This is a genomic window from Micromonospora sp. NPDC048169, assembly GCF_040652815.1.
Classification (GTDB): Bacteria; Actinomycetota; Actinomycetes; order Mycobacteriales; family Micromonosporaceae; genus Micromonospora.
The window spans coordinates 35384-61513 of record NZ_JBEZMS010000020.1 but is presented as its reverse complement, the minus strand read 5'-3'; the positions used below and the strand labels follow the sequence as shown (position 1 = coordinate 61513).

General features: G+C 73.6%; 20 protein-coding genes. 15 read left to right on the top strand and 5 right to left on the bottom strand.

What is annotated here, in order from left to right; genetic code table 11:
- The first annotated feature begins 3 nt into the window (after nt 1-3).
- Together AB0D28_RS18570 and AB0D28_RS18565 are read left to right on the top strand one after the other, a co-directional pair.
- Complete coding sequence (locus AB0D28_RS18570; RefSeq protein ID WP_357387227.1) at nt 4-2868, top strand: CHAT domain-containing protein; 2865 nt, start codon at nt 4-6, stop codon at nt 2866-2868.
- Between the two features lie 185 nt (nt 2869-3053).
- Complete coding sequence (locus AB0D28_RS18565; RefSeq protein WP_357387225.1) at nt 3054-4064, top strand: hypothetical protein; 1011 nt, start codon at nt 3054-3056, stop codon at nt 4062-4064.
- A gap of 624 nt (nt 4065-4688) precedes the next feature.
- Here the strand turns inward: AB0D28_RS18565 and AB0D28_RS18560 are convergent.
- Entirely contained in the window at nt 4689-5996 is a 1308-nt protein-coding gene (locus tag AB0D28_RS18560; RefSeq protein ID WP_357387223.1) for a hypothetical protein, read from the bottom strand.
- Nucleotides 5997-6263: 267 nt separating this feature from the next.
- Between AB0D28_RS18560 and AB0D28_RS18555 the strand changes: the two genes are divergently transcribed.
- Complete coding sequence (locus tag AB0D28_RS18555) at nt 6264-7400, top strand: hypothetical protein (protein ID WP_357387221.1); 1137 nt, start codon at nt 6264-6266, stop codon at nt 7398-7400.
- Between the two features lie 60 nt (nt 7401-7460).
- Here the strand turns inward: AB0D28_RS18555 and AB0D28_RS18550 are convergent, their stop codons facing one another.
- Entirely contained in the window at nt 7461-8009 is a 549-nt protein-coding gene (locus AB0D28_RS18550; RefSeq protein ID WP_357387219.1) for a helix-turn-helix domain-containing protein, read from the bottom strand.
- 106 nt (nt 8010-8115) lie between these two features.
- Between AB0D28_RS18550 and AB0D28_RS18545 the strand changes: the two genes are divergently transcribed.
- Nucleotides 8116-8529 (top strand): nuclear transport factor 2 family protein, encoded by a 414-nt coding sequence (locus tag AB0D28_RS18545; RefSeq protein WP_357387217.1) that lies wholly within the window; start codon nt 8116-8118, stop codon nt 8527-8529.
- Nucleotides 8526-9374, top strand: coding sequence for an ergot alkaloid biosynthesis protein (locus tag AB0D28_RS18540; RefSeq protein ID WP_357387215.1), 849 nt, complete (start codon nt 8526-8528; stop codon nt 9372-9374). Before AB0D28_RS18545 ends, AB0D28_RS18540 begins: the two co-directional genes overlap by 4 nt.
- 19 nt (nt 9375-9393) lie before the next feature.
- Here AB0D28_RS18540 and AB0D28_RS18535 read toward each other — a convergent pair whose 3' ends face one another.
- Nucleotides 9394-9711 (bottom strand): hypothetical protein, encoded by a 318-nt coding sequence (locus AB0D28_RS18535; protein ID WP_357387213.1) that lies wholly within the window; start codon nt 9709-9711, stop codon nt 9394-9396.
- A 192-nt stretch (nt 9712-9903) separates the two neighbouring features.
- Here AB0D28_RS18535 and AB0D28_RS18530 point away from each other — a divergent pair, with 192 nt between their 5' ends.
- Together AB0D28_RS18530 and AB0D28_RS18525 are read left to right on the top strand one after the other, a co-directional pair.
- A complete protein-coding gene (locus AB0D28_RS18530) occupies nt 9904-10848 on the top strand; it encodes a hypothetical protein (protein ID WP_357387212.1) in 945 nt (314 codons plus the stop codon).
- A gap of 47 nt (nt 10849-10895) precedes the next feature.
- Nucleotides 10896-11357, top strand: a complete 462-nt coding sequence (locus tag AB0D28_RS18525) for an HAD domain-containing protein (protein ID WP_357387210.1) — start codon at nt 10896-10898, stop codon at nt 11355-11357.
- 26 nt (nt 11358-11383) lie between these two features.
- On the opposite strand, the gene AB0D28_RS18520 is transcribed toward AB0D28_RS18525, so the two are convergent.
- Entirely contained in the window at nt 11384-12700 is a 1317-nt protein-coding gene (locus tag AB0D28_RS18520; RefSeq protein ID WP_357387208.1) for a hypothetical protein, read from the bottom strand.
- Nucleotides 12701-12825: 125 nt separating this feature from the next.
- Between AB0D28_RS18520 and AB0D28_RS18515 the strand changes: the two genes are divergently transcribed.
- The 6 genes from AB0D28_RS18515 (at nt 12826) to AB0D28_RS18490 (ending at nt 21796) form a co-directional block, all read left to right on the top strand.
- Nucleotides 12826-13452: a M23 family metallopeptidase gene (locus tag AB0D28_RS18515; RefSeq protein ID WP_357387206.1), complete on the top strand. Its 627-nt coding sequence runs from the start codon at nt 12826-12828 to the stop codon at nt 13450-13452.
- Nucleotides 13453-13617: 165 nt separating this feature from the next.
- The gene (locus AB0D28_RS18510) at nt 13618-14157 is read left to right on the top strand and encodes a DUF1697 domain-containing protein (protein ID WP_357387204.1); all 540 of its coding nucleotides are present in this window, start codon (nt 13618-13620) and stop codon (nt 14155-14157) included.
- Between the two features lie 31 nt (nt 14158-14188).
- On the top strand, nt 14189-17317 hold the full coding sequence (locus tag AB0D28_RS18505) for a BTAD domain-containing putative transcriptional regulator (RefSeq protein ID WP_357387202.1): 3129 nt from the start codon (nt 14189-14191) through the stop codon (nt 17315-17317).
- Nucleotides 17318-17439: 122 nt separating this feature from the next.
- Nucleotides 17440-19143, top strand: coding sequence for a bifunctional 3-(3-hydroxy-phenyl)propionate/3-hydroxycinnamic acid hydroxylase (locus AB0D28_RS18500; protein WP_357387200.1), 1704 nt, complete (start codon nt 17440-17442; stop codon nt 19141-19143).
- A 45-nt stretch (nt 19144-19188) separates the two neighbouring features.
- On the top strand, nt 19189-19695 hold the full coding sequence (locus AB0D28_RS18495) for a GIY-YIG nuclease family protein (protein ID WP_357387198.1): 507 nt from the start codon (nt 19189-19191) through the stop codon (nt 19693-19695).
- 67 nt (nt 19696-19762) lie between these two features.
- Complete coding sequence (locus tag AB0D28_RS18490; protein ID WP_357387196.1) at nt 19763-21796, top strand: hypothetical protein; 2034 nt, start codon at nt 19763-19765, stop codon at nt 21794-21796.
- A 78-nt stretch (nt 21797-21874) separates the two neighbouring features.
- On the opposite strand, the gene AB0D28_RS18485 is transcribed toward AB0D28_RS18490, so the two are convergent.
- Nucleotides 21875-24733: a CHAT domain-containing protein gene (locus AB0D28_RS18485; RefSeq protein ID WP_357387194.1), complete on the bottom strand. Its 2859-nt coding sequence runs from the start codon at nt 24731-24733 to the stop codon at nt 21875-21877.
- Between the two features lie 332 nt (nt 24734-25065).
- Here AB0D28_RS18485 and AB0D28_RS18480 point away from each other — a divergent pair, with 332 nt between their 5' ends.
- Together AB0D28_RS18480 and AB0D28_RS18475 are read left to right on the top strand one after the other, a co-directional pair.
- Entirely contained in the window at nt 25066-25467 is a 402-nt protein-coding gene (locus AB0D28_RS18480) for a hypothetical protein (protein WP_357387192.1), read from the top strand.
- A gap of 40 nt (nt 25468-25507) precedes the next feature.
- Nucleotides 25508-25939, top strand: coding sequence for a hypothetical protein (locus AB0D28_RS18475; RefSeq protein WP_357387190.1), 432 nt, complete (start codon nt 25508-25510; stop codon nt 25937-25939).
- Nucleotides 25940-26130: the final 191 nt, after the last annotated feature.

Sequence of the window (26130 nt, the reverse complement as noted above, 5' to 3'; positions counted from 1 at the left end):
ACGTTGGCTCAGGTACCCGATGACGCGCTGCGTACGCTCGTCGACTCGGCATCGGCAGCGATGACGACGGTCGGCCAGGCGGACAGCGGGCCGTGGCGCTTCACCCGCTGCTGGCTGCGCCTGGTCGCGTTCGACCAGCACGGCCGGCGGCCGGACGACCTGTCGGCGGCTCTCGCGGACTTCGACATGCTTCCCGAAGACCTGCCGGGGCGGTGCAAGCTCGCGCAGATCCTGGTCAACGCCATCCTCCGCTCGGGACGTTTCACCGCGCACCTCGAACGAGCGGTCGCGTTGTGTGAGATCGCCGCCGCCGACCCGCACCCCCTGCCGGAGGCGGAGCTGGGCGCGGCGGTCGTGCGGTCCACCGCCCTGGCACGGGCGGTGGCGGACAGCGCGCCCGGGGTCACTCCCCGGGGAGCTCTCGCCGAGGTGGAGCGGCTGGCCCGTGTCGTGGGCGATCGGCAGCCGTACGCGCAGATGGTCGAGCACACGCGTGTCTGCCTCAGCTTCCTCCTCAGTGCGCTGGAGGGTAATCCGGCACGGGTGACGGAGTCGTCGGCAGACCTGGAACGTTCGATCGAGTTCGTGCTCGGCCTGATGCCCGACCGCGAGGATGCGAAAGTGCGGCTCGCGGCGGTCAAGGGCTTCCTCGAACTCAACGTGGCGGCGGCCCGCGGCGACCTGGCGGCCATGTGGCCGGCCCTGGACCGGGCGGAGGAGGCCGCGTCGTCGCTACCCGCCGCCGAGCCCCTGCGGCACGGTCTGCGCGCCGCCCGGATGCAGATGGAAGCGTTGCGGGAGATGACGAGTCCCGCCAACACGGGCACCGCCCCGTGGCGGAGCGATCCGACCGGCCCGGAGCAGCACGAGCAGCTCGCCGCGTTGCGCGCGCTCGCCGAGCAGCCCGGCCAGCCGCCGCACGAACGCGCGATGCACCTGCATGCGCTGGGGTTCGCGGAGTTGGCTCACGGGATTGACAACAGGAGCCTGCTGGACGCCGCGATCAGCGACCTCCGCGCGGCAGTGGACCTGGTGCCGGACCATGACCCGAGGCGGGTGCCGTACCTGGCGAGCCTCGGCACCGCGTACCTGCGCCGAGTCGAGAAACTGGCACGCCGCGCGGATCTCACCGAGGCCATCCGGCTGCTCGAACAGGGACGCGAACTGGCCGGTTCTAACCAGCACCAGCAGTGGACGCGGTTGTCCAACCCGTTGGCGCACGCGTACCGGATGGCCGGCGACAAGCGGCGGGGCCGGGAGGTCGCGCTCGCCGGGCTGCGCGGGCACGCCTGGAACGTGTTGCTGACGGGCAGCATCAGCGACGCCGACGCGGCCGCGCGGAACGCCGCGGACGACGCGCTCGACGTCGCGGCGTGGTGCCTCGCCGACGACGATCCGGGATCCGCGGCGCTGGCGCTGGACGCCTGTCGCGCGCTGATCCTCTACACGGCCACCGAGACCCGTGACCTCGGCGCGCGCCTGGCCGGTGCCGGCCGGGCCGGCCTCGCCGCACGCTGGCGCGACGCCGTCGCCGAGACCGAGCCCGAGCTCGTGCCGGGCGAGCTGCGCCGCGAGGTCATCGCGGCACTGGCCGGGATCGCCATCACCGAGGACGGCACGACGACGGTCGCGCCCGACGCCGCGGCGACGCGGCTGCTCGCCCCGCCCGACCTCGACGAGATGCGGGCGGCGCTGACCGGACTGGGTGCCGACATGCTCGTCTATCTGATGCCCGGTGACGAGAAGTCGGGTGCGGTGGTGATGGTGCCACGCGCGGAGCCGCCGAGTTGGTTCCCGTTGGCGACGCTGAGCAAGCAGGGCACGGCAGGCTTCGACGCGTTCCTCACCGCGACCACAGCCGAAAGCCTCGCCGGCCGGGTGGCGGTGGCCGGATCGTGGTCCGAGGCCGCCGGGACGGCGCGCAAGACCCTCGACGACGTCTGCGACTGGGCGTGGACGGCCGCGATCGGTCCGCTGCTGGAACGGTGCCCGCAACCGGCGGACGGACGTGCGCCGCGCCTCGTGCTGATCCCGGTGGGCGAGCTGGCCCGCATTCCCTGGCACGCCGCCCGCCACGTGACGGACGAGGGAGTGCGGTACGCGATCGAGGACGCGGTGTTCTCGTACGCGCCGTCGGCACGTCTGCTGTGCGACCTGGCCTGGCGTGCACCGGTACCGCTGTCCGACTCCGGCCTGGTGGTGGGCGACCCGGACACGGCGGGCGCCGCCGCGGACCTGCCGGCGGCCCGGGCCGAGGCGCAGGCGGTGCGGGAGCGGTTCTATCCGCGCGCCCGGTATGTCGGCCGCACCCCGGACGGAGGTGCCGCCGACGGCGGGGTGGGCACCCGGGCGGACCTGCTCGGGTGGCTCGCCGACGAGCACGCCGGCGCCATGCTGCACCTGGCCTGCCACGGCGTGGTACGCCCCGGCCGTACCGGGGCCGACACGTCCTACCTCCTGCTGGCCGGTGGGGAGCGGATGTCGGCCGAGGAGATCGTCCGGTTCGCCCCGGCCCGTTCCATCGCCCTGGCGGTGCTCGCCGCGTGCGGCAGCGGCGTCTGCGGCCGCGCCGACGACGAGGCGTTCAGCCTGAGCACCACGCTGCTCGCGAACACCGCCAGCGCTGTCGTCGGTGCCCAGTGGAGCGTGCCGGACGCCGCCACGTCGGTGCTGATGTACATGTTCCACCACTACCTGCGTCGCGAGGGTCTCGCGCCGGCCGATGCCCTCCGCGCGGCCCAGCGGTGGATGATCTCCGATACGCGTCAGGTGCCCGCCGAGATGCCCGACGTGCTGCGCGCGGCGCTCGGCCGGACCACGACGGCCGATCCGGTCGGCTGGGCCGCGTTCGTCCACTTCGGGCGCTGAGGCCGGCGGCTGGCCGTCAACTGGCCACAGAGTCGGCCGGGCGATGACCGGCGGACGACCGGCGGCGACCCCACGATTGATCTGTCATTCGTGGGGTGAGCTGCCTGACCGGCCGACCGGCAGCCAGCGCGCGGCCGGGTCTCCGCACGCTCCACACCGGTAGTCACCGCATCGGAAGGAGCGCTGTGACGAGTTCGCACCCCGCCGCGGACGCCGAGGTCGCCTACGTCCGTCTGCTGGCCGGGCACGGTCAGTTGGCGGCCGTGGCGCGGGCCGCGTCACCGGCGGAGCGCCGGCGGCTGACCGCCGGCGCGTGGTCGGTGGCCTGGCCGCTGGTCTTCGCCCGCGTCACCCGGCCGGTCGAACACCGGCGCGGCCACTTCGTCTGCGCGGCGGCCGTGCCGCAGTTGGCCGACGACTGCCTCGACGGCTTCCACGATGACGTGGAGGCGGTCGTGGAGGATCTCCTGACGCACGCGGTGGCGCCGATCCGGAGCGTGGAGGCGTGGATGACGCGACGGCTGACCGCTGTCACAGTCGACGCGCACCGACGGCGCCGGGGGCGGCGGGGAGCGCTGCAACGTCCGCGCGTCCCCGGCTGGCTGGCCGACGCGCTCGGCTACGACGCCTGGCTGATGGAACTCGCCGTCGAGATCCTCAACTGGGTGGGTGTCACCGCCAGCGCCGGTGCCGATGTGTGGCCGCTGCAGAGCTGGGCGGCCCGGCGTGTCGCCGCGACCGGCGACTGGGTGGGAAGCGACCCGGCGGCGGTGGTGCGCGAGGTCGAGGAGGTGCTCGCGGCGATGCGGCGCCGCCCGGCCTGGTTCGCCATGTACGTCGAGCGGCCGATGGGCGCCAAGCCGGCCCCGGTGGCGGCGACGCCGGTGGGCGAGAGCGCGGACCACGCCCCGCCGACGACCAGCGGCGAGATCGACGAGGTGAGACTGCGAGCGCTCGCCGCGGCCGTCATCGAGGCACTCGACGAGGCGCTGGGCCGGGGCGTCGATCCGGACGAGGCCGTCGTGCGGATCGTCACCGCGGTGTTCGGGGAGGGCACCGGGGGAGACGAACTGGACCGCGCGCCGGGATCGGCGCCCGCCTTCGACGAGCGGGTCTCAGCGAGACTCGCCGACCCCGCCGTCGTTGCCCGGGTGGTCGCGGCCGTCCAGCAGATCGTCCGTGGCCCCGAGCGCTGACTCCACAGCCCGGCGGCGCTCGTCGAGGTCGGCGGCCAGCCCGTCGGTGGGGACACCGTCGGCCGCGGCGGCGCGCACGGCAGCGCGAAGCTCCTCCTCCACGAGGCGTTGGAGCTTCGCGCTCTGCTCCGGCGAGAGTCTCACCCGCACCGCCGGCCGGCCGGTTGAATGATCACGAGACGATTCCGCACCGCGAAGGTGTCGATCACGTTCGCGGCCCGCGACTGTCGCACGTCCGTCCGCCCGGCTGTCCGCGCCGCACCGGCCGTCCTCGTCGTCATCGGCGGCCCACCTCCGTCCCGCCGGGCTCTCGCCGGCGTACCCCTTCCTGACGGACCGCCCGCCAGGACGGACGGGTGTGGGTGGCGGTGGGCTGGTGGCAGTGGTCGATGCCGCACGCGGGGGAACAGGCGGCGCGGGAAGGCAGGCAAGTGCCTCTCCGCGCCGCCGTCAACGCAGGTCAGTGCGACTCCACGTCGGCCACCCCCCGGTTGTGTGGGAATCCCCTTCGGCCACATCCCGGCCGCTGATCGGAATCAGATCGGGAAAGCGGCGTGCGGAATCCGACCGAAACCGGAATCGGCAGGGGGCGGCGACGCGGTCGTCAGCCGGCCGGCGTCCTCGTCAGGCTCGCACCGCCAGGGTGGTGCTGGCGGCCACCCAGCAGTGCTCCACGAAGCTCTTCTCCGGCAGGTCGACGATGACGGGTGTGAAGTCGCCCGGCAGCGGCGGTTCGGCGGCGTGCACGATCACGTCCTTGAAGAGCACGTCCGGGACGCCCAGCACGAAGTCGGCCGCCGCGTTGTCGCGCAACGCCGCTCGCAGCGGAGGGCTGTCGAGAAGGCGGTGCACGGCGATTGTCGACGAGCCCACCCACCCGTTGCACGCCGGTTTGACCAGACCTCGGTGCAGCGCCAACCGCAGGCGCAGCCGGGCTTCCGGCGCGGCGATCGCGTTCACCTCGCACAGGGCGGCGCCGAGCTCCTCGACCAGGCGTGGAATGACCACCGACTCGTCGATGCCGGAGGGCAGCACCGTGAACTGGCCGTCACCGTGTGCCTGGGGCGCCACCGCGGAGTCGGCGATGCCCGCGGCGCGACGGGCCCGGGCGAGAACGTCGACGAGGAGACTCTGGATCCGTTCGGTCTCGGCGTTGGTCCGGCTGCTGTAACCCGACACGTCGGCGGCCATGCAGAGCCGCACCGCCGCTGAGCCGGCCACGTCGGCCGGCCCGGCGGTGACCTGGATCGACTCGCTGAAGGCGATCGAGTCACGCAGGTCGGCGTGCAGGACCGTGGACGTCCGTGTCGACACGTCCACGTGCATGTCGATCGTGCCGTGAAGCTCCGCGAGGTCCGCGGGGACTTCGATCAGCGCGTGCACGGCGTACGACCGGGGCAACAGGAGGACGCCGCGCGGGTCCTCGTACGTCCAGCGGAACCGGTGCTGGTGCAGGCCGAGCGTCCACGCCCGGGGGACGCCCCATCGGTTGAGCAGACGGCGGAGCCAGTCCGGCCGGGCCCGGGCGGCGGTGACCGTGTGCGCGGCGGTCGTGGAGGCCGGGGCCGGGCCGGCGTCGTCGAAGGTCAGCCCCACCGCGCCGCCGTCACCGTCGAGCCGCACCGCCACGGCGCGCCGGTCGGTCAGCTCGACCTCGAACCGGACCGCCTGATAGCGCTCGCCGTCGGCGAGATCGCCGAGGTCGAAGGCGAAGATGGCGCCCACGTACCGGTAGCCGGCGTCGGCACGCCGCCGCAGGGCCGGCGGCAGGTCCGCAGCCGGCACCGGGTAGATCACCGGGCGTCCGCAGCGGACCCCGTCGCCGACCACCCGGACCTCCCGGTCGTCGGCGGAGCGCCCGGACGCGGACACGAGTTCGCGTCCGGCTAGGACATCGGACGGGTGCAGCAGGTCGATGGCGTCCGCCGTCATGGTGTCTCCCTGGCCGGTGCTCGGGTTGCCTGTAGCGATAGCTGACGGACACGCCGGCCGGATGCGGTCGCCGGGATGCGTGACTCGTCCATCGCGTCGAGCACAGGGCGCGCGATCATCCACGAACGTCGCCGCCGGATCCGGCCCGCGAACCCGGCGGCGTACGCCGTTCTTACCGCTCTCTTACGAGACAGCACGCGGGCGTACCCGAAGCGTCACGGGGCGCGATGCTGAGGGCCGGCTGTCAACGCAGGAAGAGGGGCCACCATGGGATCACTGGCACGGTACGGGCTGTCCGCGGCGACGGTCTCCACACTGGCGGCAGGCGTGCTGCTCCCGCCGGTCACGCCTGTCGCAGCCGCGACGCCCTCGACGTGGACGGCGACGGTCCCGGCGCTGATTCACGAGAGCCGGCTGACCGACGTGGCCGCCACCGGCCCGAACAACGCCTGGTCCGTCGGCTACCAGGCGTCGACCTACACGGGGTACTCGATCGACGAGCCGTACGCGCTGCTGCGGTGGAACGGGCGGACGTGGACGGAACGACGGCTGCCGCACGCCGCATACGTGTTGTACAAGGTGGACGCGGCGAACGCCCGGGACGTCTGGACGGTGGGCATCGGGCGCCGCGGTGAGGCGTACGCCGGGCACTTCGACGGCGAGACCTGGACGGCGCACGCGCCGTGGACGGCACCGGCCGGGACCTCGGAGCTGCTGGACGTGGCCGCCGCCGGTGGCGGGCGGGCCGTGCTCGTCGGTCAAGACGGCGGCCGGCCGCTCGTCGTCGAGGGTGACGCCCGTCGCTTCGACCGCGTCGCGGTGCCGGGGACTGAGGGAATCGACGGCGTCCTGCGGGCGGTCTCACGCACCCAGGACGGCAGCGTGTTCGCCGCCGGTGAACGGTACGTCGCCGACGCGCCCTACCCGGAGCCGATGATCGCGCAGCGCGTCGGCGGGTCGTGGCGGGTGGCATCGTTGCCGCCGATCCCGAGCGCCCGGCTCACCGGTGTGTGGGCCCGCTCGTCGACCGACGCCTGGGCGGTCGGCACCCAGGACTTCGACTCCACCCCCAAGCCGGTCATCCTGCACTGGGACGGCCGGACGTGGCAGCGGGTGGCCGGACCGGCACCCGCCGGTTGGGTGTACGCCGTCGCCGGTGACGCGAACGGCGACGTCTGGATCAGTGGCACGAATCCGGTCCCGCCGTACGTCGAGTACCCGGGCACGCTGTTGCTGCGCTACACCGGCGGCCGATGGAGCGTCGCGTACGGGCCGAAGGTGGACGGCAACGACCCGAGCCTGGACGCCCTCGCAAACATCCCGGGGACCTCGTCGTTCTGGGGGAGCGGCACGGTGTCGACAGCCGGGCTCCGCCTCACCGCCGTGATCGAGCGGACCAGGTGAGGGCGGGGGCCTGAGCGCGGCACGGCTCACGCCCCGCCACCCTGGCGTCCGCCGGAATGACTACCGCCCGGAGGCCAGCACCGAACGGGTCAGCGCGGTCAGCCCGGCATCCCAGCGCTCGTCGGGCCAGTCGCGAAGATGCTCCACGAGATCGCTGCGCACCGCGGCCAGCAAGGCGTGCGCGAGGAACTCCGCCGACTCGGGGCCCCGGGCCTCGGACACGATGGCGCTCAGCGTCGCGTGCCACTCCTCGTACGACTCGTTGCGATAGGGGCTTCCGCTTCCCGCGTTCTCCAGGGCCAGCGTGAGGACCCGGTTGGCCCGTTTGAACCGGACCAGTTCCCGCAGCAGGCGCAGGGCCCGGTCCGCCGGCGAGTCGCCGGGCAGGCTCGCCGCGAGTGACGCCTGAAGCTGTTCGCCGCGTGCGCCGTAGAGGGCGCGGATGAGGCCCAGCCGGTCTCGGAAGTGGCGGAACAGCGTGCCCTTGCCCACGCCGGCGGCAGCGGCGACGTCGTCCATGGAGATCCGGTCGGGGTCGGTCGCCGCCTCGAACAGCCGGTCGGCCGCGGCGAGCACCGCCTCCCGATTCCGCGCCGCGTCAGCCCGCACTCCTGCCCCCTCTCGCAAACGGACCGCCAGTCCGCTATGGTGAAGCGGACCGGCCGTCCGCTTATCGTAGATCACCGCGGGCGGCCCGCGACAGGAAGGAACAGCAGTGCCGAGTACCCCCACCGATGTGTTCCACCAGGCCCTGGATCTTCTGCTCGGAAAGGACATGCCGGGCTTCATCGCCCTGTTCGCCGACGACGCCGTCATGGAGTTCCCGTTCGCGCCGGCCGGGCGGCCCAGCCGGGTGGCCGGCCGAGCCGAGCTGCACGACTACCTCATCGACTACCCGCGGACCCTGGACATCCGCGAGATCGCCGACGTCACCGTGCACCAGACCGCGGACCCGGAGGTGATCGTCGCCGAGTTCACCGCCACCGGCGTCGTCGTCGCCACGGGCGAGCCGTACCGGCTGCGGTACATCGCCGTCCTCACCATCAGGGCCGGGCGGATCGTGCGCTACCGCGACTACTGGAACCCGCTGGCCGTGCGGGAACTGTTCGGCGAGGGGGTGCGGGCATGATCCTCGTCGTCGGAGGCACGGGAACGACGGGCCGGCTCGTCGCCGCGAGACTCGCCGCCGCCGGCCGCCGGGCCCGCGTCGCCAGCCGCCGGGCGTCCGCCGAGGGCGTCCGCTTCGATTGGTACGACCGCAGCACGCACGCCACGGCGCTGGACGGTGTGACAGGGCTCTACCTGATCGCGCCCCTCGGCGACGCCGACCCGGCGCCGACCATGCTGCCGTTCCTGGACCTGGCCCGGCACGCCCGGGTACGGCGGGCCGTCCTGCTCAGCTCGTCGGCGATCGAGGCCGGCACGCCGGGACTGGGCGAGGTACAGGCCCAGCTCGGCGAGATGATCCCCGAGTGGGCGGTGCTGCGACCGTCCTGGTTCATGGAGAACTTCGTCGGCGACCATCCGCACGCCGCGAGCGCCCGGGAGCGTGGCGAGATCGTCAGCGCCACCGACGACGCCCGCGTGGGCTTCGTCGATCCGGCCGACATCGCCGAGGTGGCGGTGCGTGCCCTCACCGACCCGGCGCCCCACGACACCGAGCACGTCATCACCGGTCCCGAGCGGCTGAGCTACGCCGACGTCGCCGCCACGCTCACCGACCTCCTCGGTCACCCGGTCCGGCACCGTGCGGTCGACGAGGACGCGCTCACCGCGTACCACGAGGCTCACGGCCTCGCGCCCGACTACGCCCGCTTCCTCGCGGGCCTGGACACGGCCGTCGCCGCGGGCTCGGAGGACCGGGTCACGACGACCGTCGCGGACGTGACCGGCCGGCCGGCCCGGACGTTCCGGGACTTCTGCCGCGACCGGCTGGCCGGGGCCCCGCGGGCCGCGGACGCCTCGCCAGCCTGAGAACGACGCCCGGCCGGCGTCAGGACGGGTTCGGTTCGGTCCTGCTCGCGTCGGACAGCGGCGTGGACGAGGCCCTGCCGGGGGCCGGCTCGGCCCGGACGGCCAGGGAACTGTCGTGCGACGGGCTGCCGGGATCGGTGGTGTAGACGAACAGCGTCTGGTCCGGGTCGCCGGGCAGGGCGAGCGCCTCGTAGTGAAGAGTGATCGGCCCGACCGCCGGATGGCTCATCCGCTTCGAGGCGAGCACGTCCGTGCGGCGGCCGAGGATGAACGCGGGGTGTTCGGTCATCGAGGCGAGCAGTTGGTGCATCGCCGGGCGTACCCGTTGGGCCGGCATCTGCCGGCTGCTGCGCCTCGCCGGCCACGCGAGGCCGGCGAGGTGGGCGCGGGCGGCGGCGTCGAGCTGGACGGAGGAACCGCCCGACGTCGACGGCGCCTGACTGCTTCGTCGGCGGGTCGCGCGCTGCCGCGTAGCCGGACAGCTCGGCGTCGATCCGGTGTTGTCGGAGCCCGTGGCTATCCTTTCGCGGTGTCGTACGCCGATCTCACTTCCGCGCAGTGGAACGACCTCTCCGACAGCGCTGCCGGCCGGCTGGCCCAGGACATCGCCGGCCGGCACGAGTTGACAGTGGCCGGTGTGGAGAACAGGGCGTACGCGGGGCGGTCGCACCGCACGGCGCTGTTCGACCGCGGCGGGATGCGGTTCGCTCTCGTCCCCGGCGGCCGGTCGACGCTCGGCTACGACGCGGCCCGGTTCCGTCCCGCCGCGCACCAGGCCGCCGACTACGCCGACAGCGCCGCCGAGTTCGGCCTTCCGTCGCTGACGGAGTACGTGGACGCGATGACGTCGCCCGTCCGCGACGTCGACATGCCGGCGATGCTGGTCGCGGTGGACGCCTTCGACCCGTGCGAGGTTCCGCTGGCGCCGGACGACCCTCGCGTGCGGGAGCTGGTCTCGTCGGCCGGGGGCCGGTTCGGCGGGGTGCGCACCTTCCGGTCGGGTGACGGGCTGGCCGTGGAATTCGACCGGGCCGGGCAGGTGGTGCGCGCCCGGGCGATCCGCGAGGTCTCGTACGACGACGCGATGGCCGGGCTGGCCGACCTCGGCCTGCGGACGACCACTCCGGACGAGTGGGAGTGGGCGTGTGGCGCCGGCGCGGCGACGCTGTTCCGCTGGGGTGACGACTGCCCCGGCGACGGCTACCCGTACGACCACAGGACCGGCCCGCACCGGCAGGACAACCTCTGGGGTCTGGCGATCGGGCAGGACCCATACCGGCACGAGGCGACGACCGAGCGCACCGTCGTGTGCGGTGGGGACGGCGGCGGTGCCACCTGCGGCGGCAGCGGTTTCTTCCTGGGCTGGCTCACCCTGGCGACCGCGTACCGCGACGAGGATTTCGGCCAGTGGGTCGCCTCCGACGACGGATACGCCGACGAGATCCTGACCCGGCCCGTCATCGAGCTGGGCTGAGGCCCGGATGGACGCCAGGACCGGCGAACCCTCCGGCGCGGCAGGCGATGACTGATCGTCCGCTGCTGTTCCTGGACGTCGACGGGACGCTTCTGCCCTTCGGCGGCTCCGCCGGGCCGCCGGAGGACGGCACCAACCCACTGCTGGCCGGTCTGGACGCCGGCCTTGGCCGGCGGGTCGCCGCGTTGCCGTGCGATCTCGTGTGGGCCACGACCTGGATGCACGACGCCAACGAGGTGCTCGCGCCGCGGCTCGGGCTGCCTCCGCTGCCGGTCGTCGACTGGCCGGACGACGAGGACGACGGCGGTCGGCTGCACTGGAAGACACGGCGGCTCGTCGAGTGGGCCGCCGGACGCCGGTTCGTCTGGCTGGACGACGAGATCACCGACGCCGACCGGAGGTGGGTGGCCGGGAACCACGGCGCGCCGGCGCTCCTGCACCGCGTCGATGCCCGCCGCGGCCTCACCGACGCGGACCACCGACTCGTCGCGCGATGGCTGAGGGGATAGGACCTGGTGTCAGCGTCCGCGCGCCCCTAAGCGACCCGGTCGCGTGGCAACGCCCGGGTGGGCAGCACCAGGACCTTCCCGTCCTCCTTCTCGACGAGGCCGATCTCGACATCGGGCAGATCCGACACGGACACGGTCTCCTCGGCCGCGAGCTGACGCAGGCGACCCGGCCAGGCGAGCAGGTTGTTCACCTCGCCCTGGGTCAGCAGGCGATCGGTGAAGCTCTTGGTGGGTGCCCGCAGCCGCAGGTCCGCGAGGGCGCCGAGGAGCGCGTGCAGTTCGTCCTGGAGTTCGTCCACGCTCCGCTGCTCGTCCTGCAACATCGCGGTGAAGCGGCGAAAACTGAGCTCGGGCGACTTCTGGGCGTGCTCGACGGCTTGCAGCACCGCGACCCGTCGCTTCGTCGCGATGGCCAGTGACGCCAGCCGGAGCTCGACGCGGAAGGCGCCGTCGGGCTTGTCGATCCCGGGGAAGACCTTGATGAGGTCGGCGACCTCCACCCCGTCGGATGAGAACGCCGCGACCTTCGCCCGCCATGCGCCCGCCCTGCGTCGGGCCGCGGCGATGGCGGTGTCGACCGTGTGTACGGCCGCGTCCAGGCCGAGAGAATGTCCCGCCTCACCCTTGTCGAGCAGGAGCGCGGTCGCCCGTTCGACGGCCGCCGTCGCGCCGTGGAGGCGGTCGCGTTCCGCGTCGAGGTTCTCGGCGGTCAGCTCCTCGAGAAGCTCGGTGACCCTCTCCATGGCCTTACGACGCTGCTCTTCGGCGTACACGCTCGCGGCGGTCGCCACAGCGAGCAGGATGAACGATGCCGCGGCGGTGACGATACCGGCGGTGGTCGCCGCCTTCGCGGTGCCGCTCACCGCCCCCGTGACGCCCGGCCGGGACGCGTCGGCCGCCACCGGCACGAAGGTGGCCTTCTGCACGATGCCCGTCCTGCCGAGGATATCGCCATGGATGCCACCCGCGACGGCCTTGGACGGCATGGACCGGACGAGACCGTCACCGAGCTGCGAGGCCACCGACCTCGGCACGACCATGCGGTACAGCGTCTCCGTCGACCCTGCGGCGGCCGTCGCCGCGGACCCGGCGTTCGGCGTCTTCAGCAGCCGCCGGAGCTCCATCGCGAGCGGCGACGCGGCGTCGAGGAGCCGTCCGCCTCGGATGTCCGTCGCCGGCGGAAGCGGGTACGCCTCCACCGTGACGAGCGGCGTGTCGAGGAACGCGGCGAGCGCCTGCCGCAGCCCGGCCAACCGCTCCGGTGACATGCCCTTGTGGTCCACGGGAAGCTCCGCCGCCCGCGAGATCTTCCCGGGCTCCGTCGCCAGGGTCCACACCGGCACCTGCTGATGGTCCGTCACGCCGTTCCGCCGTTCCTAGTCGTGGCGAGCGCCATGAGACTAGCCAGTGCGTCGCTGATCGGCAGACCCGTGTCTGCCACCGGACACGGCCTGTCATGCTCGAAACGATGACCACCGAGCGCCCCCGCGGCTCCCGCCTCCCGCGCGTCCTGCTGATCGTCGGCGTCCTCGTTGCGCTCGCCGCCGTCGCGGCGGTCGTGGTGCCGCTGGTGCGGCCGCCCGGCCCCCGACCGGACTTCCAGCTCCCGGTGGCGTGCGGTGAGACGTGGCGGCTGTCCACCTATCCGGGGCACGACGACTACGACGTCGACTTCTTCCCGACAGCGGGGGAGGCGTGGGGGCGGCCGGTGCTCGCCTCCGCCGACGGCACCGTCACCGTCGCGGGGATCAACGGCTCGCTGGGTGGCCGTACCCCGCAGGACCCGGACGGGCCGCGCGGGCGGGGCGGCGGCTACTGGGTCAAGATCGACCATGGTGGCAAGTGGGAGACGCAGTACCTGCACCTGCTCGAACCGCCGTCGGTGCGGGCCGGTCAGCGGGTGGCCCGGGGCGACCAGCTCGGACGGGTCGGCAGCACCGGGAACTCCGGAGCCCCGCACCTGCACTACGAGCAGCGCCGGGGCTGGGAGAAGGTGGAGGCTCACTTCGACGGCGTGCCGTCCGGGATCACGTCCGACGACCGCGAGTACTCGGTGCGGCTGACGAGCGCGAACTGCGCGCCGCCGCGCCCGTGATCGGGTCGGTCAGTCCCACCTCGACGTCAGTGCCGGGAACCGGCGGGGAGGCGGCCGGCTCGCACCGCCGGCCTGCCCGGACAGCGTACGCAGGCGACTGTCGGCCGGTGCGTCGAGGTCACGGACGTACCACGGTGACGCCACTGCCGGTTACCATCCCGAGTCATGGCGAGATACGTCGCTCTGCTGCGTGCGGTGAACATCGGTGGCGCCAGTTCCATGGCGATGGTGGAGCTGAAGGAGGTCTTCGTCTCCTGCGGCTTCGACCAGGTGGCGACCTACCTCCAGAGCGGCAACGTGGTGTTCGGCTGTCCGGAGACCGACGAGGCCGCGATCCTCGCCGAGATCGGCCGGGCCATCGAGCGGCGGTGGGGCCGGGACGTGCCCGTGCTCCTGCGCAGCCTGGCCGAGCTGGACGCGATGATCGCCGCGAATCCGTACGCCGCCGGGCAGACCGATCTGACGAAGTTGCTGGTGACGATGCTCAGCAGCGATCCCGGCGCGGACAAGCAGGCGGCGCTCGCGTCCCCGCCCGGCGAGACCGGGACGCTGACGCTCGTCGGCCGGGACGTGTTCGTGCACGTGCCCGACGGGTACGGGCGCAGCAAGATCGGCAACGCCTTCGTGGAGAAGAAGACGGGGATGGTCGGGACGACACGCAACTGGCGCTCGGTGCTGAAGTTGCGGGAGATGGCGGCGGCCTGACCCGGCGTCGGACACGAGGGTCGTCGTCGAGGTGACTGTGCAGTTCCGGGTGCTGGGTCCGCCGGAGGTCGTCCGCGACGGGCGGGTGGCGCCGCTCGGCGGGCCGAAGCAGCGAGCCCTGCTGGCCCTGTTCCTGCTGCGCCCGAACCGGTTCGTCACCGCCGACTGGCTGGTCGACGCGCTCTGGGACGGACGGCCGCCGGCCAGCGCCCAGACGACGCTGCGCACGTACGTCGCCGGGCTGCGCCGGGCCGTGGAACCGCAACGGTCCCACCGCGAGCCTGCGCGCGTCCTGCGCGGTCACCCCGGGGGGTACGAACTGCGGGTGGACGCCGACGCCGTGGACGCGGTCCGGTTCGGCGCCCTGGTGGACCGGGCGGCGGAGGCGCTCGCGGCCGGGCGGCCGGCGGACGCCGAGCGGATCTACACCGAGGCGCTGGCGTTGTGGCGTGGTGAGCCGCTGGCGGGCGTTGCCGACCTGGCGGCGGTGCGCCCGGAGGCGGCCCGGTTGGTCGAGCTGCGGTCCAGCGCCGAGGAGGGGCGGTTGACAGCCGCCGTCGCGGCCGGCCGGCACGCGACGCTGCTGCCGGAGCTGCGCCGGTTCGTGTCGGCGAACCCGCTGCGTGAGGGCGCCCGGGCGCAGTTGATGCTGGCGTTGTACCGGTCGGGACGGCAGACCGAGGCGCTCGCCGTCTTCGACGAGGGACGCCGGATCCTGGCCGGCGAGTACGGGCTCGACCCCGGCGAGCAGATCCGCGCGGCGCACCGGTTGATCCTGGCGCAGACCGTACCGGCGGAGCCCGCCGTACCGCAGGACCCCGGCACCGCGGCCGGAGCCGGCGGCCGGGCGGCGGCCGGACGTCCGGCCGGGGTGGCGCCGGAGCGGGACGGCGGGCCGCTCGTGGGGCGGGACGCGGAGCTCGAACTGCTGCGGGAGACGCTGGACGCGGCGACCGGGCAGGGCGGGCGGGTGCTCGCGCTGGTGGGGGAGGCCGGCATCGGGAAGACCAGCCTCGCCGCGGCGCTCGGCGCGCGGGCCGCCGCGACCGGCGTCCCGGTGGTCTGGGGTCGCTGTCCGGACGTCGGGCAGGCACCGCCGTTCTGGCTGTGGAGCCAGGTGGTACGCGCGCTGACGGCGATGTCGCGGACCCACGCCGCCGGCTCGGCGCACCGGCTGGACGGGTTCGCCGCCGGCTCGCCGGCCGGGCCGGCAGACAGTCACGGTCTGGACCCCACGGCACGGTTCCAGGTGTACGAGGCGGTGGCCGACCTGGTGCACGCGGCGGCCCGGGAACGCGGGCTGCTCGTCGTGCTGGACGACCTGCACGCCGCCGACCCGGACTCGTTGCTGTTGCTGCGGTTCCTCGCCACCGCCCTGCCGGCGTCGCGGGCGCTGGTGGTCGCCACGCTGCGCCCGTACGACGACGATCCGGCCCTAATGGCGACGGTCGCCGAGCTGGCGCGCGGACGCGGCTTCGGTCAGGCCCGGCTCGCCGGGCTGGACGCCGCGGCGGTCGCCGACCTGGTCCGGGACCGCACCGGCGTGGCGCCGCCGGAGCCGCAGGTGACCCGGCTCGTGACCCGCACCGGCGGGAACCCGTTCTTCCTCACCGAGCTGCTACGGTCCCGGGCCGACGCGGGCGCCGACGCGGAGCTGCCGCCGAGCATCCGGGACACGGTGCGGCTGCGGCTGGCCGGGCTGCCCGCTTCCACCCGGCGTTGCCTCGACCTGCTCAGCGTCGCCGGACACGACCTGGACCTGGCGGTGCTGGCGGCGGCGCTGGACCGCACGGCCGAGGCGGTCGCCGAGGACCTCGCCCCGGCGTACCCGGCCGCGCTTGTCGTCGAGACCGGTCCGGGCGCGCTCGCGTTCCGTCATCCGCTGATCGCCGAGGTCACCTACGCCGAGCTGGTCCCGCCGCGCCGGGCCGCGCTGCACGCCCGGCTGGCCGCCGCGTACGAGCGGACCGCCGGCACCGCACCGGCGGAGCTGGCCCACCACTACGGCGAGGCGATCGGGCTCGGCCACGGCGAGGACCACCTGCGGTGGTCACTGCGTGCCGCCGACGACGCCACCCGGCGGGTCGCCTACGAGGACGCGCTCGGCCACCTCGGACGGGCCGCGCTCCGCCTGGCCCCGGCCGCGCCGGTGTCGCCCGACGCGGCAGCCACCGAGCTGACCGTCCAGTTGCACCGCGCGTCCCTGCTCCAGATGACAGTGGGCGTCGGCAGCGACGCTGTCGACCGGGTCTGCGCCCGCGCCCGTGAGCTGCTGACACTCGTGGGCCCGGACGCGGACATCGGGCCCGCGCTCTGGGCGCTCGGCGAACTGGCCGCCAACCGGGCCGAGTACGCGATCTGCGCCGATCTCGCCGGGCGGCTCGTGCGGGCACCCGACGACGGCAGCGGGCTGATCGCCGTGGCCGGGGAGTACCTGCTGGGCGCCGTCGGCTACTTCACCGGCCGGCAGGCCGAGGGCGAGCGGCGGCTCACCGCCGGGATCGAGCGGCTGCGTGCCGTCGACCGGGCGCTGCTGCGCCGCGGGGCCGGCCGCCGGCCGGTGCTGGCCTGCCACAACTTCCGGGCGCTCGTCCGCTCGATGCGCGGCGACCCGGCCGGCGCGTGGGCCGACATCGCCGCCGCCGAGGCCCTCGCCGAGGAGCTCGACGACCCGTACGGCCGGGCGAACGCGGCGCTCTACGCGGCCTGGCTGGCGATGCAGGAACACGACGTCGCGGCGGCCGACGCGGCGGGACGGCGGTGCCGGGACATCGGCCGGGCTACCGGACTGCCGCACATGACCGCCACCGGCGCGTACTTCCTGGAGTGGGCCGCGGCGCGCGGCGGCGACCACGGCCGGCTCGACGCGATGCGCGCCGCCGCCGACGAGTTCTACCGGCCCGGACTGCGCTCGACCCGGACCATCACGCTCTGCGCGATGGCCGAGGCGTACCTGACCGCCGGCCGTCCGGACACCGCGGCGACGCTGGCCGGGGAGGCGCTGGCGGTGGCGGACCGGGTCGGCGAGCGCGTCTTCGTGGCCGAGCTGCACCGGATCCGCGGCGCGGCCCGGCGCGACCGCGCGGAGTGGGACCTCGGCGCCCGGATCGCCGCCGACCACGGCGCCGGGCTGTTGCTGCCCCGGTTCACCGGCTTCTGACCGGTGTGGAGGCCCGCTTCCACGCCTTCTCCACGCCCCTTCCACGCCGGGCTGGTGCCCTGGTCGGTGTCGGGTAGGGCGGCCGGAGCCGTCCCGGGGCACGTTTCGAAGGGGCACCACTGATGGGATCAGTTCAGCCGGAGGTCGAGGTCGCCGTGATCGGCTGCGGGCCGGTGGGTGCGCTCACCGCCAACCTGCTCGGCGCGCGCGGCGTCACCACGCTGGTCGTGGAGCGCAGCGCCACGCCGCACGGCCAGCCGCGGGCCTTCTCCTGCGACGACGAGGCGTTGCGCGTCTACCAGCAGGCGGGCCTGCTCGACGAGGTACGCGACTCCACGATCGCGCCGCCGCTCGTCGAGTACGTCAACCGCGCGGGCCGCACCTTCGCCCGGATGAAGCTGTCCGAGACGGACTTCGGGTACGGGCACGCGCCGCTGCGCTTCTTCGACCAGCCGCGACTGGAACGGACGCTGCGCGCCGGGCTGGACCGCTTCCCGCACGTCCAGCTCGCGCTCGGCACCGAACTGGTCGGCCTGGCCCAGGACGAGGACGGCGTGACGGTGCTGCTGTCCGACGTGGGCACCGGGCAGCGGCGGGCGGTCCGCGCCCGCTACGTGCTCGGCTGCGACGGTGCCCGCAGCGCCACCCGCGCCGCCGTCCGGATCCCGTTGTCCGGGGCGAGCTACGCCGAGCCGTGGCTGGCCGTCTCCGGCGACGTGCCGCCCGAGGCGGTACGGGTGCCGGACACCACGTTCGTCTGCGACTGGCAGCGCCCGGCGTTCGTGTCGCCCGGCGCGGCCGGCAGCTACCGGATGGAGTTCATGCTGCGCCCGGGTGAGACCGAGGCGCGGATGCGGCGGCCGGAGACCGTAGCCGCGCTCGTGTCCCCGTACGTCGACCCGGATCGGTTCGCCGTCACCCGCGCGGTGGTCTACACCTTCCACCACCTCATCGCCCAGCGGTGGCGGGAGGGGCGGGTGTTCCTGCTCGGCGACGCCGCCCACCAGATGCCCCCGTTCATGGGCCAGGGCCTGTGCAGCGGCCTGCGCGACGCGGCGAACCTGTCGTGGAAGCTGTCGCTGGTGCTGTCCGGCGCCGCCGATCCCGCGGTGCTCGACACGTACGAGACGGAGCGGCGCCCGCACACGGTGGAGATGGCGCAGACGAGCGTCCGGCTGGGACGCGTCTTCCTGGCCCGCAACCGGGTCACCGCCGGGGTGCGCGACGTCGCGCTGCGGGCGGTCCAGACGATCCCCCGGGTACGGCGGTTCGTCGAGCGGTTCGAGTTCAAGCCGGTGCCGGCGTACCGGCGGGGCCTGATGGCCGGCGGGCGGCGCGACGGCGTGGTCGGCACGATGTTCCCCCAGCCGCGCGTGCTCATCCCGGGCGTGCCCGGCGAGTGCCTGCTCGACGAGGCGCTCGGCGACGGCTTCGTCGTGCTCGGCGCCGCCGGAGTGGACGCTCCGCTCGGAGCGTGGCGGCCGGGGCTGCCGGTGCGGTTCGTCGCGGTCCACCCGTCCGGCACGCCGCTCGCCGGCCTGCCGGGCTCGTCCGGCGACCTGCCGGATCCGCTTTCCGGCCCTCCCGTGGCCGGTGGGCCGGACCGGGTCGACGTGGTGGACGCCGACGGGGTGCTCGGCGGGTGGCTGCGGCGGCACGGCGCCGACCTGGTGGTGCTACGGCCGGACCGGTTCGTGTTCGCCCTGGTCACGGCCGGCGGTGCCGAGCGGGCCGCACGGGTCCTGTCGGCCGCTCTCGGCGTACCGCCGGACGGAGACCGGGCCCGGGCGGAGACGTCGGGGCTCGGGGCGGCACCGGGTTCGTGACCTGACGCCCGGAGGCAGTGCCTGACGCGCCTATCATCGTTCACTGTGGACGGCACGGAGGTCGACCAGCTGACTGTCGACGGTGTGGGTTCGATAGCGCACCTGCTGCCGAAGTCACGCGGCCGATGTGGCATCTACGAGCTGACCTTCGCCGACGGCGAGCGGTACGTGGGGCAGGCCGTCGACGTGGTGGCGCGGTTCGGCATGCACCGCCGGAAGTGGCACGACATCGTCGAGATCGCCTTCCGGCGCGTACCCCGCGATCGACTCGACGACGAGGAGCGGGAGCAGATCCGCAGGCGGGAGTCGGCCGGGGTGCGGCTGCGCAACGTCGTGCACACCGCCGGCCGGCTCGGCGCCGCCGAACTGGACCGGGTCCTGCCCCCGCCGCGGCAGCAACGCTGGCTGGCCGGCCACGAGCCCTGTCCGATCCCCCTCGCGCTCGGCGAGGGGGATCCACCGAGCCGGGATCCCCGGCGTGCCGAGGGCGACCTGGAGCTGAGGCGGTGGGGTGGGGGCGGGAGTGCTCATGACGTCCTCCGGTGGACGTGAGTGCCTTGCCGAGATCCGTTCACGAGCGTAGGAAGAAACCCACCGTCCGATGTCGAAGGAGACGCGCGTGCGCACACCCCGACGGCTCCGTCTCGCCGTGTCCGCGCTGGTGACCGCGTCGGCCGTGCTGCTCGGCTCCGGTGCCGCCGCGGCGCCGTCCGCGCCTCCCGCGACGGCCGGGCAGCGGCCCTGCGACCCGATCGACCCGGCGGCCTGCCTGCTGCCGTTCCCCAACGACTACTTCACAGTGCCGGACCGCAGCACCCCGACCGGCAAGCGGGTCCGGTTCGCGGCCTCCGCGATGCCCGCCAACGTGCTCGGAGTGCCGATCGACCCGGCCGAGTGGAACCGGCAGGACGGGTTCAGCCCCGGCTCGCCGATCCTGGCGCGCGTACCCGGTCTCGACGCCGCGCGGACCCGGATCGCGCCGGTCACCGACGTCGCGCGATCGCTCGCGCCGGACGCGCCGATCGTGCTGCTCGACGCGCGCACCGGCAGGCGTACGCCGTACTGGGCCGAACTGGACGCGCACGCCGCCGGCAGCCCGGACCGGCAGGCGCTGATCATCCGGCCGGCGGTCGCGCTGACCGAGGGCACGAGGTACGTCGTCGGCCTGCGCGGCATGCGAGACGGCGACGGCGCGCTCATCCCGGCACCGAAGGCGTTCCGGAAGTACGTGACCGGCTCCGGCCTGGACCGGCGTGACCCGCGCGCGCCGCAGATGAAGCGGATCCTCGCGGACCTGAACCGGGCCGGCGTCAAGCGGCACAGCCTCTACCTGGCCTGGGACTTCACCGTGGCCAGCCGGCAGGGGCTGAGCGGGCGGATGCTGGCGGTCCGGGACGGCGCGTTCGCCGCGCTCGGCCGCCGCTCGCCCACGTTCACCGTCTCGCAGGTCACCGACTACACGCCGGAGCAGGACCCGCTGATCGCCCGGCAGGTCACCGGCACCGTCACCGTGCCGTCCTACCTGACCGGCGACGGCGGGCCGGGCTCCCGGCTGCACTACGGGCCGGTCGGCGGCGACGGCACCCCGCCGACACGCGACGCGCTGCCCACACCGTCCGGGACGACGGTGGCTGCCGACTTCGTCTGCAACATCCCGCGCAGCGCGTCCGCCACGAGACCCGCACACCTCTCGCTCTACGGCCACGGCCTGCTCGGCCGCCCGACCGAGATCAACGCCGCGAATGTCAAGACCATGTCGCAGACGTACGACTTCACCTTCTGCGCGACGAGCTGGATCGGCATGGCCGCCGCCGACGTCCCGTACGTCGCCGGGGCCTTCACCGACCTCAGTGCCTTCCCCGCGGTGGCCGACCGGCTCCAGCAGAGCTTCCTGAACTTCCTCTTCCTGGGCCGGACGATGATCCACCGCAACGGGTTCGCCGCCCACCCGGCGTTCCGCGACGCCGCCGGTCGGCCGCTGATCGACGTGGCCGGCGGACTGCACTACGACGGCAACAGCCAGGGCGGCATCAACGGCGGCGCGCTCACCGCCATCGCCCAGGACTGGACCCGCTCGGTGCTCGGCGTGCCCGCGATGAACTACTCCACGCTGCTGCAACGCAGCGTCGACTTCGCCCCGTTCCAGACGGTCATGGACGGCTACTACCCGGACCGGATCGACCAGCAGCTCATCTTCGGCCTGCTGCAGATGCTGTGGGACCGGTCCGAGGCCAACGGGTACGCCCAGCACATGACCGACCGGCCGCTGCCGCGTACCCCGGCGCACCGGGTGCTGATGCACGTGGCGTTCGGCGACCACCAGGTGTCGACCGCCGCGGCGGAGGTGCAGGCGCGCACCATCGGCGCCCGCCTGCACGCCCCGGCGCTCGCCGACGGCTGGTCACCGGACGTGCGGCCGTTCTGGGGCATCGCGCCGATCCGCAGGTACCCGTACGCCGGCTCGGCGATGGTGGTCTGGAACAGCGGAGCCGCGTACGCGCCGCCGACGACGAACCTCGCGCCCGCCGGACCGGAGTACGGCGAGGACTCGCACGAGTTCCCCCGCGCCCAGCCCGGCGCCCAGCGGCAGAAGGCGGTGTTCCTGCTCACCGGCAAGGTGATCGACGTCTGCGGGGGCGGGCCCTGCCCGTGACGTAGCGGCCGCTCGCTGCCGGCGCCGCGCCGCCCGGCACATCAGCCTCCTAGGACGCCTTGGCGGGTGTGCCGGGAATCATGCCCCCGTGTAGGCGAACGCGGCCCAGTACCTCGGATCGACGTAGGGACGGTCGTCCGCCCGGCCCGGCGGCTCGACATCGGGCAGCAGGGCGGCCAGGTCGGTCCGCGTCGCGGTACGGAGCCACCGCTGGGCACGGCTGAGCGCCTCGGCAGGCTCGCAGCCCTCCTGGCACCACAGCCGGTAGAACGTGACCATCAGGTAGGTGGTGGCGAGATCGTCGACCGACCAGGCGGTCGCGATCACCCCGGCGAACCCGATCTGGATCAGGGCCGAGGGCAGGCCGACAGTCTCGTTGGGCAGCGCCGATCCACTGCGGTTGGTCTGACAGGCGGACAGCACCGCCAGGCGGCGGCGGCTCGGCTTCAAGGTCCGGCGTAGTTCCTCGAGCGTGACCTGCCGGTCCGCGAAGTACAGCCTGCTGTCCATGATCGAGTCAGGGTCGACGCTGCCGTGGCAGGCGATGTGCCACACGGTGTGTCTGTCGGCTGCGGCATGGAACTCCGCCCAGGTGCAGCCGTGCCGTGGCGACGTCGGCCTGCCGTTCCATCTGCGGGTGATCTCGGCGGTCTCCCGGCCGACATACCGAAGGTGTTCGCCGAGGCTCGTGCCGTGCCCGTCGGGCACGTCGATGGCGAGCAGTGTCTGCTCCGGGCCGGCGAGTTGCCGGGCAGTGCTGCGGCATCGTCGCAGGCTCCGGACGTTCGGCGCGTACCGGATCGCCGAAAACTGCCCGACGTGACGCCATTCGGTGTCCTCGTCACCAGGGATGCCGGGCATTCCGGCGGCATGCAGCGGCAGGAGGCTCAGGAGGCCCACGGGCACCAGCGTGACCACCCGTCCCCTCGCACTCCACAGGACGACGTTCATCAGCCCTGCCTCCCAGAGGGTGCGAAGCGCCGCGGCAGTCCGGTCGACGCCCGTCGCTCCGAGCGGTTCGATGTCGCGGAGCCCGGGCAGGAGCGGGCTCGTGCTCAAGGAGACGGTTCGACCGGATGCCGTCGGGGTACCGGCCGCCACGTCACGGACCAGCTCGGTGACCGTGGCGCGGTCCAGTTCGGGCAGGTCGACGTACTGCGGGTCGTGGCGTGCGGCGACCACGAGCGCGTACCCGCCGGCCTTCGCGGCGCCGAGGTAGACCAAAGCGCCGTCTTCGGTCTCGGCGGTGATCGTGTCGTAGTCGGCGAAGAGGGCGAGTGGGTCCGTTCCGGTCACCTCCGCGACACGCCCGGCGACGTCACGGAGGTGCGACCACGACTGCCGTAGATCGGGGGAGGAGAGGCGCGTCCGATCGTCGAAGTCCTCGACGGCATGCCGGTACTCCTCCGCGAGGTCCGCCCGGCCGGCCGCTCCGAGGCGCTGGAGCACCGCCGCGTCGTCCCGGCCGATCACCTCGGTCAGTCCCACGGCCCGGCCGGTCTCCAGCGCGAGCACCGCCTCCCGGTAACGTCCGGTTCGCGCCAGCCAGTATCCGGCCTCCTCGGCGTACTCCTGCGCGGCGGCGAGAACCCGCTGCTTCGCGCGCGCTCCGTATCGCGTGACGGCGTCCTGGGAGGCCAGATCCACCAGGTACTGGTACGCCTCGGCGGCGTACCCGGCATCACCAGTGCCGACGGCCCACTCCGCCCACGCCACCGCCAGCCGGGCCCGCGCGGCGATGGTCCCGGTGGCGTCCATCGACTCGCGCCACGCCCGGTGGCGGCGCTCGTCGTTCGGTACGCCGGCCAGCGCGTCCCGGGCGGACAGCGCCTCTTGGAGCAGCAGGCGATCGTCCGCGTCCGGGCGGCGCCAGGGGCGGCAGCGGCCACGGACCAGGCGCACCGCTTCGCGTATGTCGCCGGCGGACGCGGCCCCGGACGACGCGGCCCGTCGCAACAGCAGCCTGGCGAGCGCGGCATCCGCGGCAGTGGCACGACGCCACCACCGCGAGCCCGCGGCCCGGCCTGACCGGCACCATCTGATGCCCTCGTCGAGTCGATGTGGATGGCTGGCCGCCGCGACCAGGCCGAGGGTGGCGAGGATCTGGGGCCGCAACGCCCGGGAGAGCCTGTCCTGCGCCTGCCAGCCGCTCGTCAGTTCCACGACCGCCGCGCGGAGGTTCCCGTTCAGCACGTGGCGGCGGCCCCGCAGCAGAGACACCAGACCACGGCTGGAACCGGTGAGGTCGAGCCGGTCGATCAACTGATCGAGCGGCGCGGTGTCGTCGTGGGTCTCCGCCATGGCGAGGGCCGCCTCGGCGACAGCGAGGACGCGCCCCTCGTCCGACAGGGCAACGGTGGCGAGGTCCGGCACGTCGCCCGTCGGGGCGGGCCCTCCCCGGAGGACGCGCGGTGCCAGGACGGCCGGCATACCCGCCACGAGAACGGAGGCCGACCTGTTCCGCCCCAGAGCGGCGCGAGTGTGGTGCAGCGCCCGCATCTCGGCGATCTTCCGGAAGGCGGCGTTATGCGCGGGCAGCAGGACGCCGGAGATGCGGTCCGCGACGTCGCGCAGCGCTGCGAAGAGTGCGTTCTCCTGCGGGTGGCCGATCGAGGATTCGCGCTTCAAAACCATCAGGCACATGGATACGTAGGCGCGGGCCATCGTCCGTGTCAGGTTGTCCTCGTCCACGTTCCGCGTGTCGATGAACGGATGGCAGCTCAGCAGGTCCTCTATCGCCAGGTCGAGGTCGTCGAACGCGCTGGCGACGCGGACCAGGTCCTCCAGCCTCCCCAGCCAGAGGTTGAAGTCGCCGGTGCTCTGCCACTGCCGCGGCCGGGTCTGACGGTGCGCCGTCCACGCCCGGTGCGCCTCGGCCGGGCTGCCCCGCAGGTGTGCGTCCTTGTACGCCCACACATCCCGGGCGGCCTCGGCCATCCGCCGCCGGTCGTCGTCCGGGCTGTCCAGGTCGTGCCTGATCCGTTGTCCCCTGGCCTCGTGCGCCCACGGCTCCTCGAAGGTCGCATCGGTCGGCCTTCCGCACGTCGGACACGGGTGCGGCCACGACCGGGGCGCCGGGACGTCGCTCGTCCAGCAGCCGTCGTTGCGGCACTCCCAGCCCCGCACTGCCGCCTCGGGTGGCGCCAGGTATCCGTAGGAGGTAGGTGGCGGGCGTCGAACCAACGCGGTGACCGTCCTCGTGTGCGTCGCCGGCACCGGCTGCCGGACCTCGCCCCCTGCTGACGGACAGCTGTCCGTCAGCAGGGGGCATGGCATTCTTCCGACGACCGTCCAGCTCGCCGTTTCCGGACGACATGCTGCGGTGGCTCGACCTCTTCGGCCGGTACTCGTTCGACGTGCACGGCAGCGGGATCGACGACAGCAGCATGTGGGAACGCGTCGGGTCGCTGTACGAGTACGCGAGAAGCGACCGGGAGGGCTTCCTGGCCGCCCTGGGCGACCTCGTCGCCGACGATCAGGGCGGCTTCGCGACCTTCGGCGCGGCCCGGCTCGTCTGGGAGATGTTCGGCGGGGACGTGCTGACGATTCCCGCGGCGTGGCCGCTGATCGACGCGGGCATCGCCTTCAAGGCCGCGCGAGGGCTTCCGGACGCCCTGCTCACCGGCTACGAGCAGCAACGGCTCCAGCAGATCCGCGCGCAGCGCGGCTGACCCGCGATCGGCGTCGACTTCGTCCGATCGCAAGGAGGGAATGAACACCGTGGAAGGACTAGTCTGCTTCGGCATCGTGGCCGCACTGATCGGCATTCTCGTCTGGCAGTTCGTCGAGACACGAAATGCCACGGCGACCACGACCGTCGACACCACGTGCGATACCGCACTGGCCGCCGAGGTCGTACGAGGGGCCTTCGGTGGTCCCCGCGCAGTGTTGTGGACCGGCGCGAACGGGCCGGGAATGATCAATATGCGGCGGCGTGGAATCCGGGGTGGTATCACCTTGTCCATCGACATCGAACCGCAGCCCGGCGGGGGCTCCCGGTTGGCGATGTGGGCCTCGGAGACTGTCGTGTACATGGGGATCCTGGTGAACTTCGCCGGTGTGGTCAACCGGCGGAAGACGGCGATCGCGCGGCTGCTGGCCGACGCGGAGAGCGCCAGGGCCTCGGGCAGCTTCGGACAGTGACACCCGGGCTGTGGCTCCGGCACATCCGCGGAGGGCGGCAGGCCCTCCGCGGATGACCGCGTACTCGACCGGAGGTGCACCGCCGCCGGGCGTCGGGAGTCCGCGATGCTAGCCTGCCCGTCTGGTATGGACAGTCTTCTCGACCGGGCTCAAGAGTGGATCGATGACTGATGGTTCGGACGCCCGGCGTT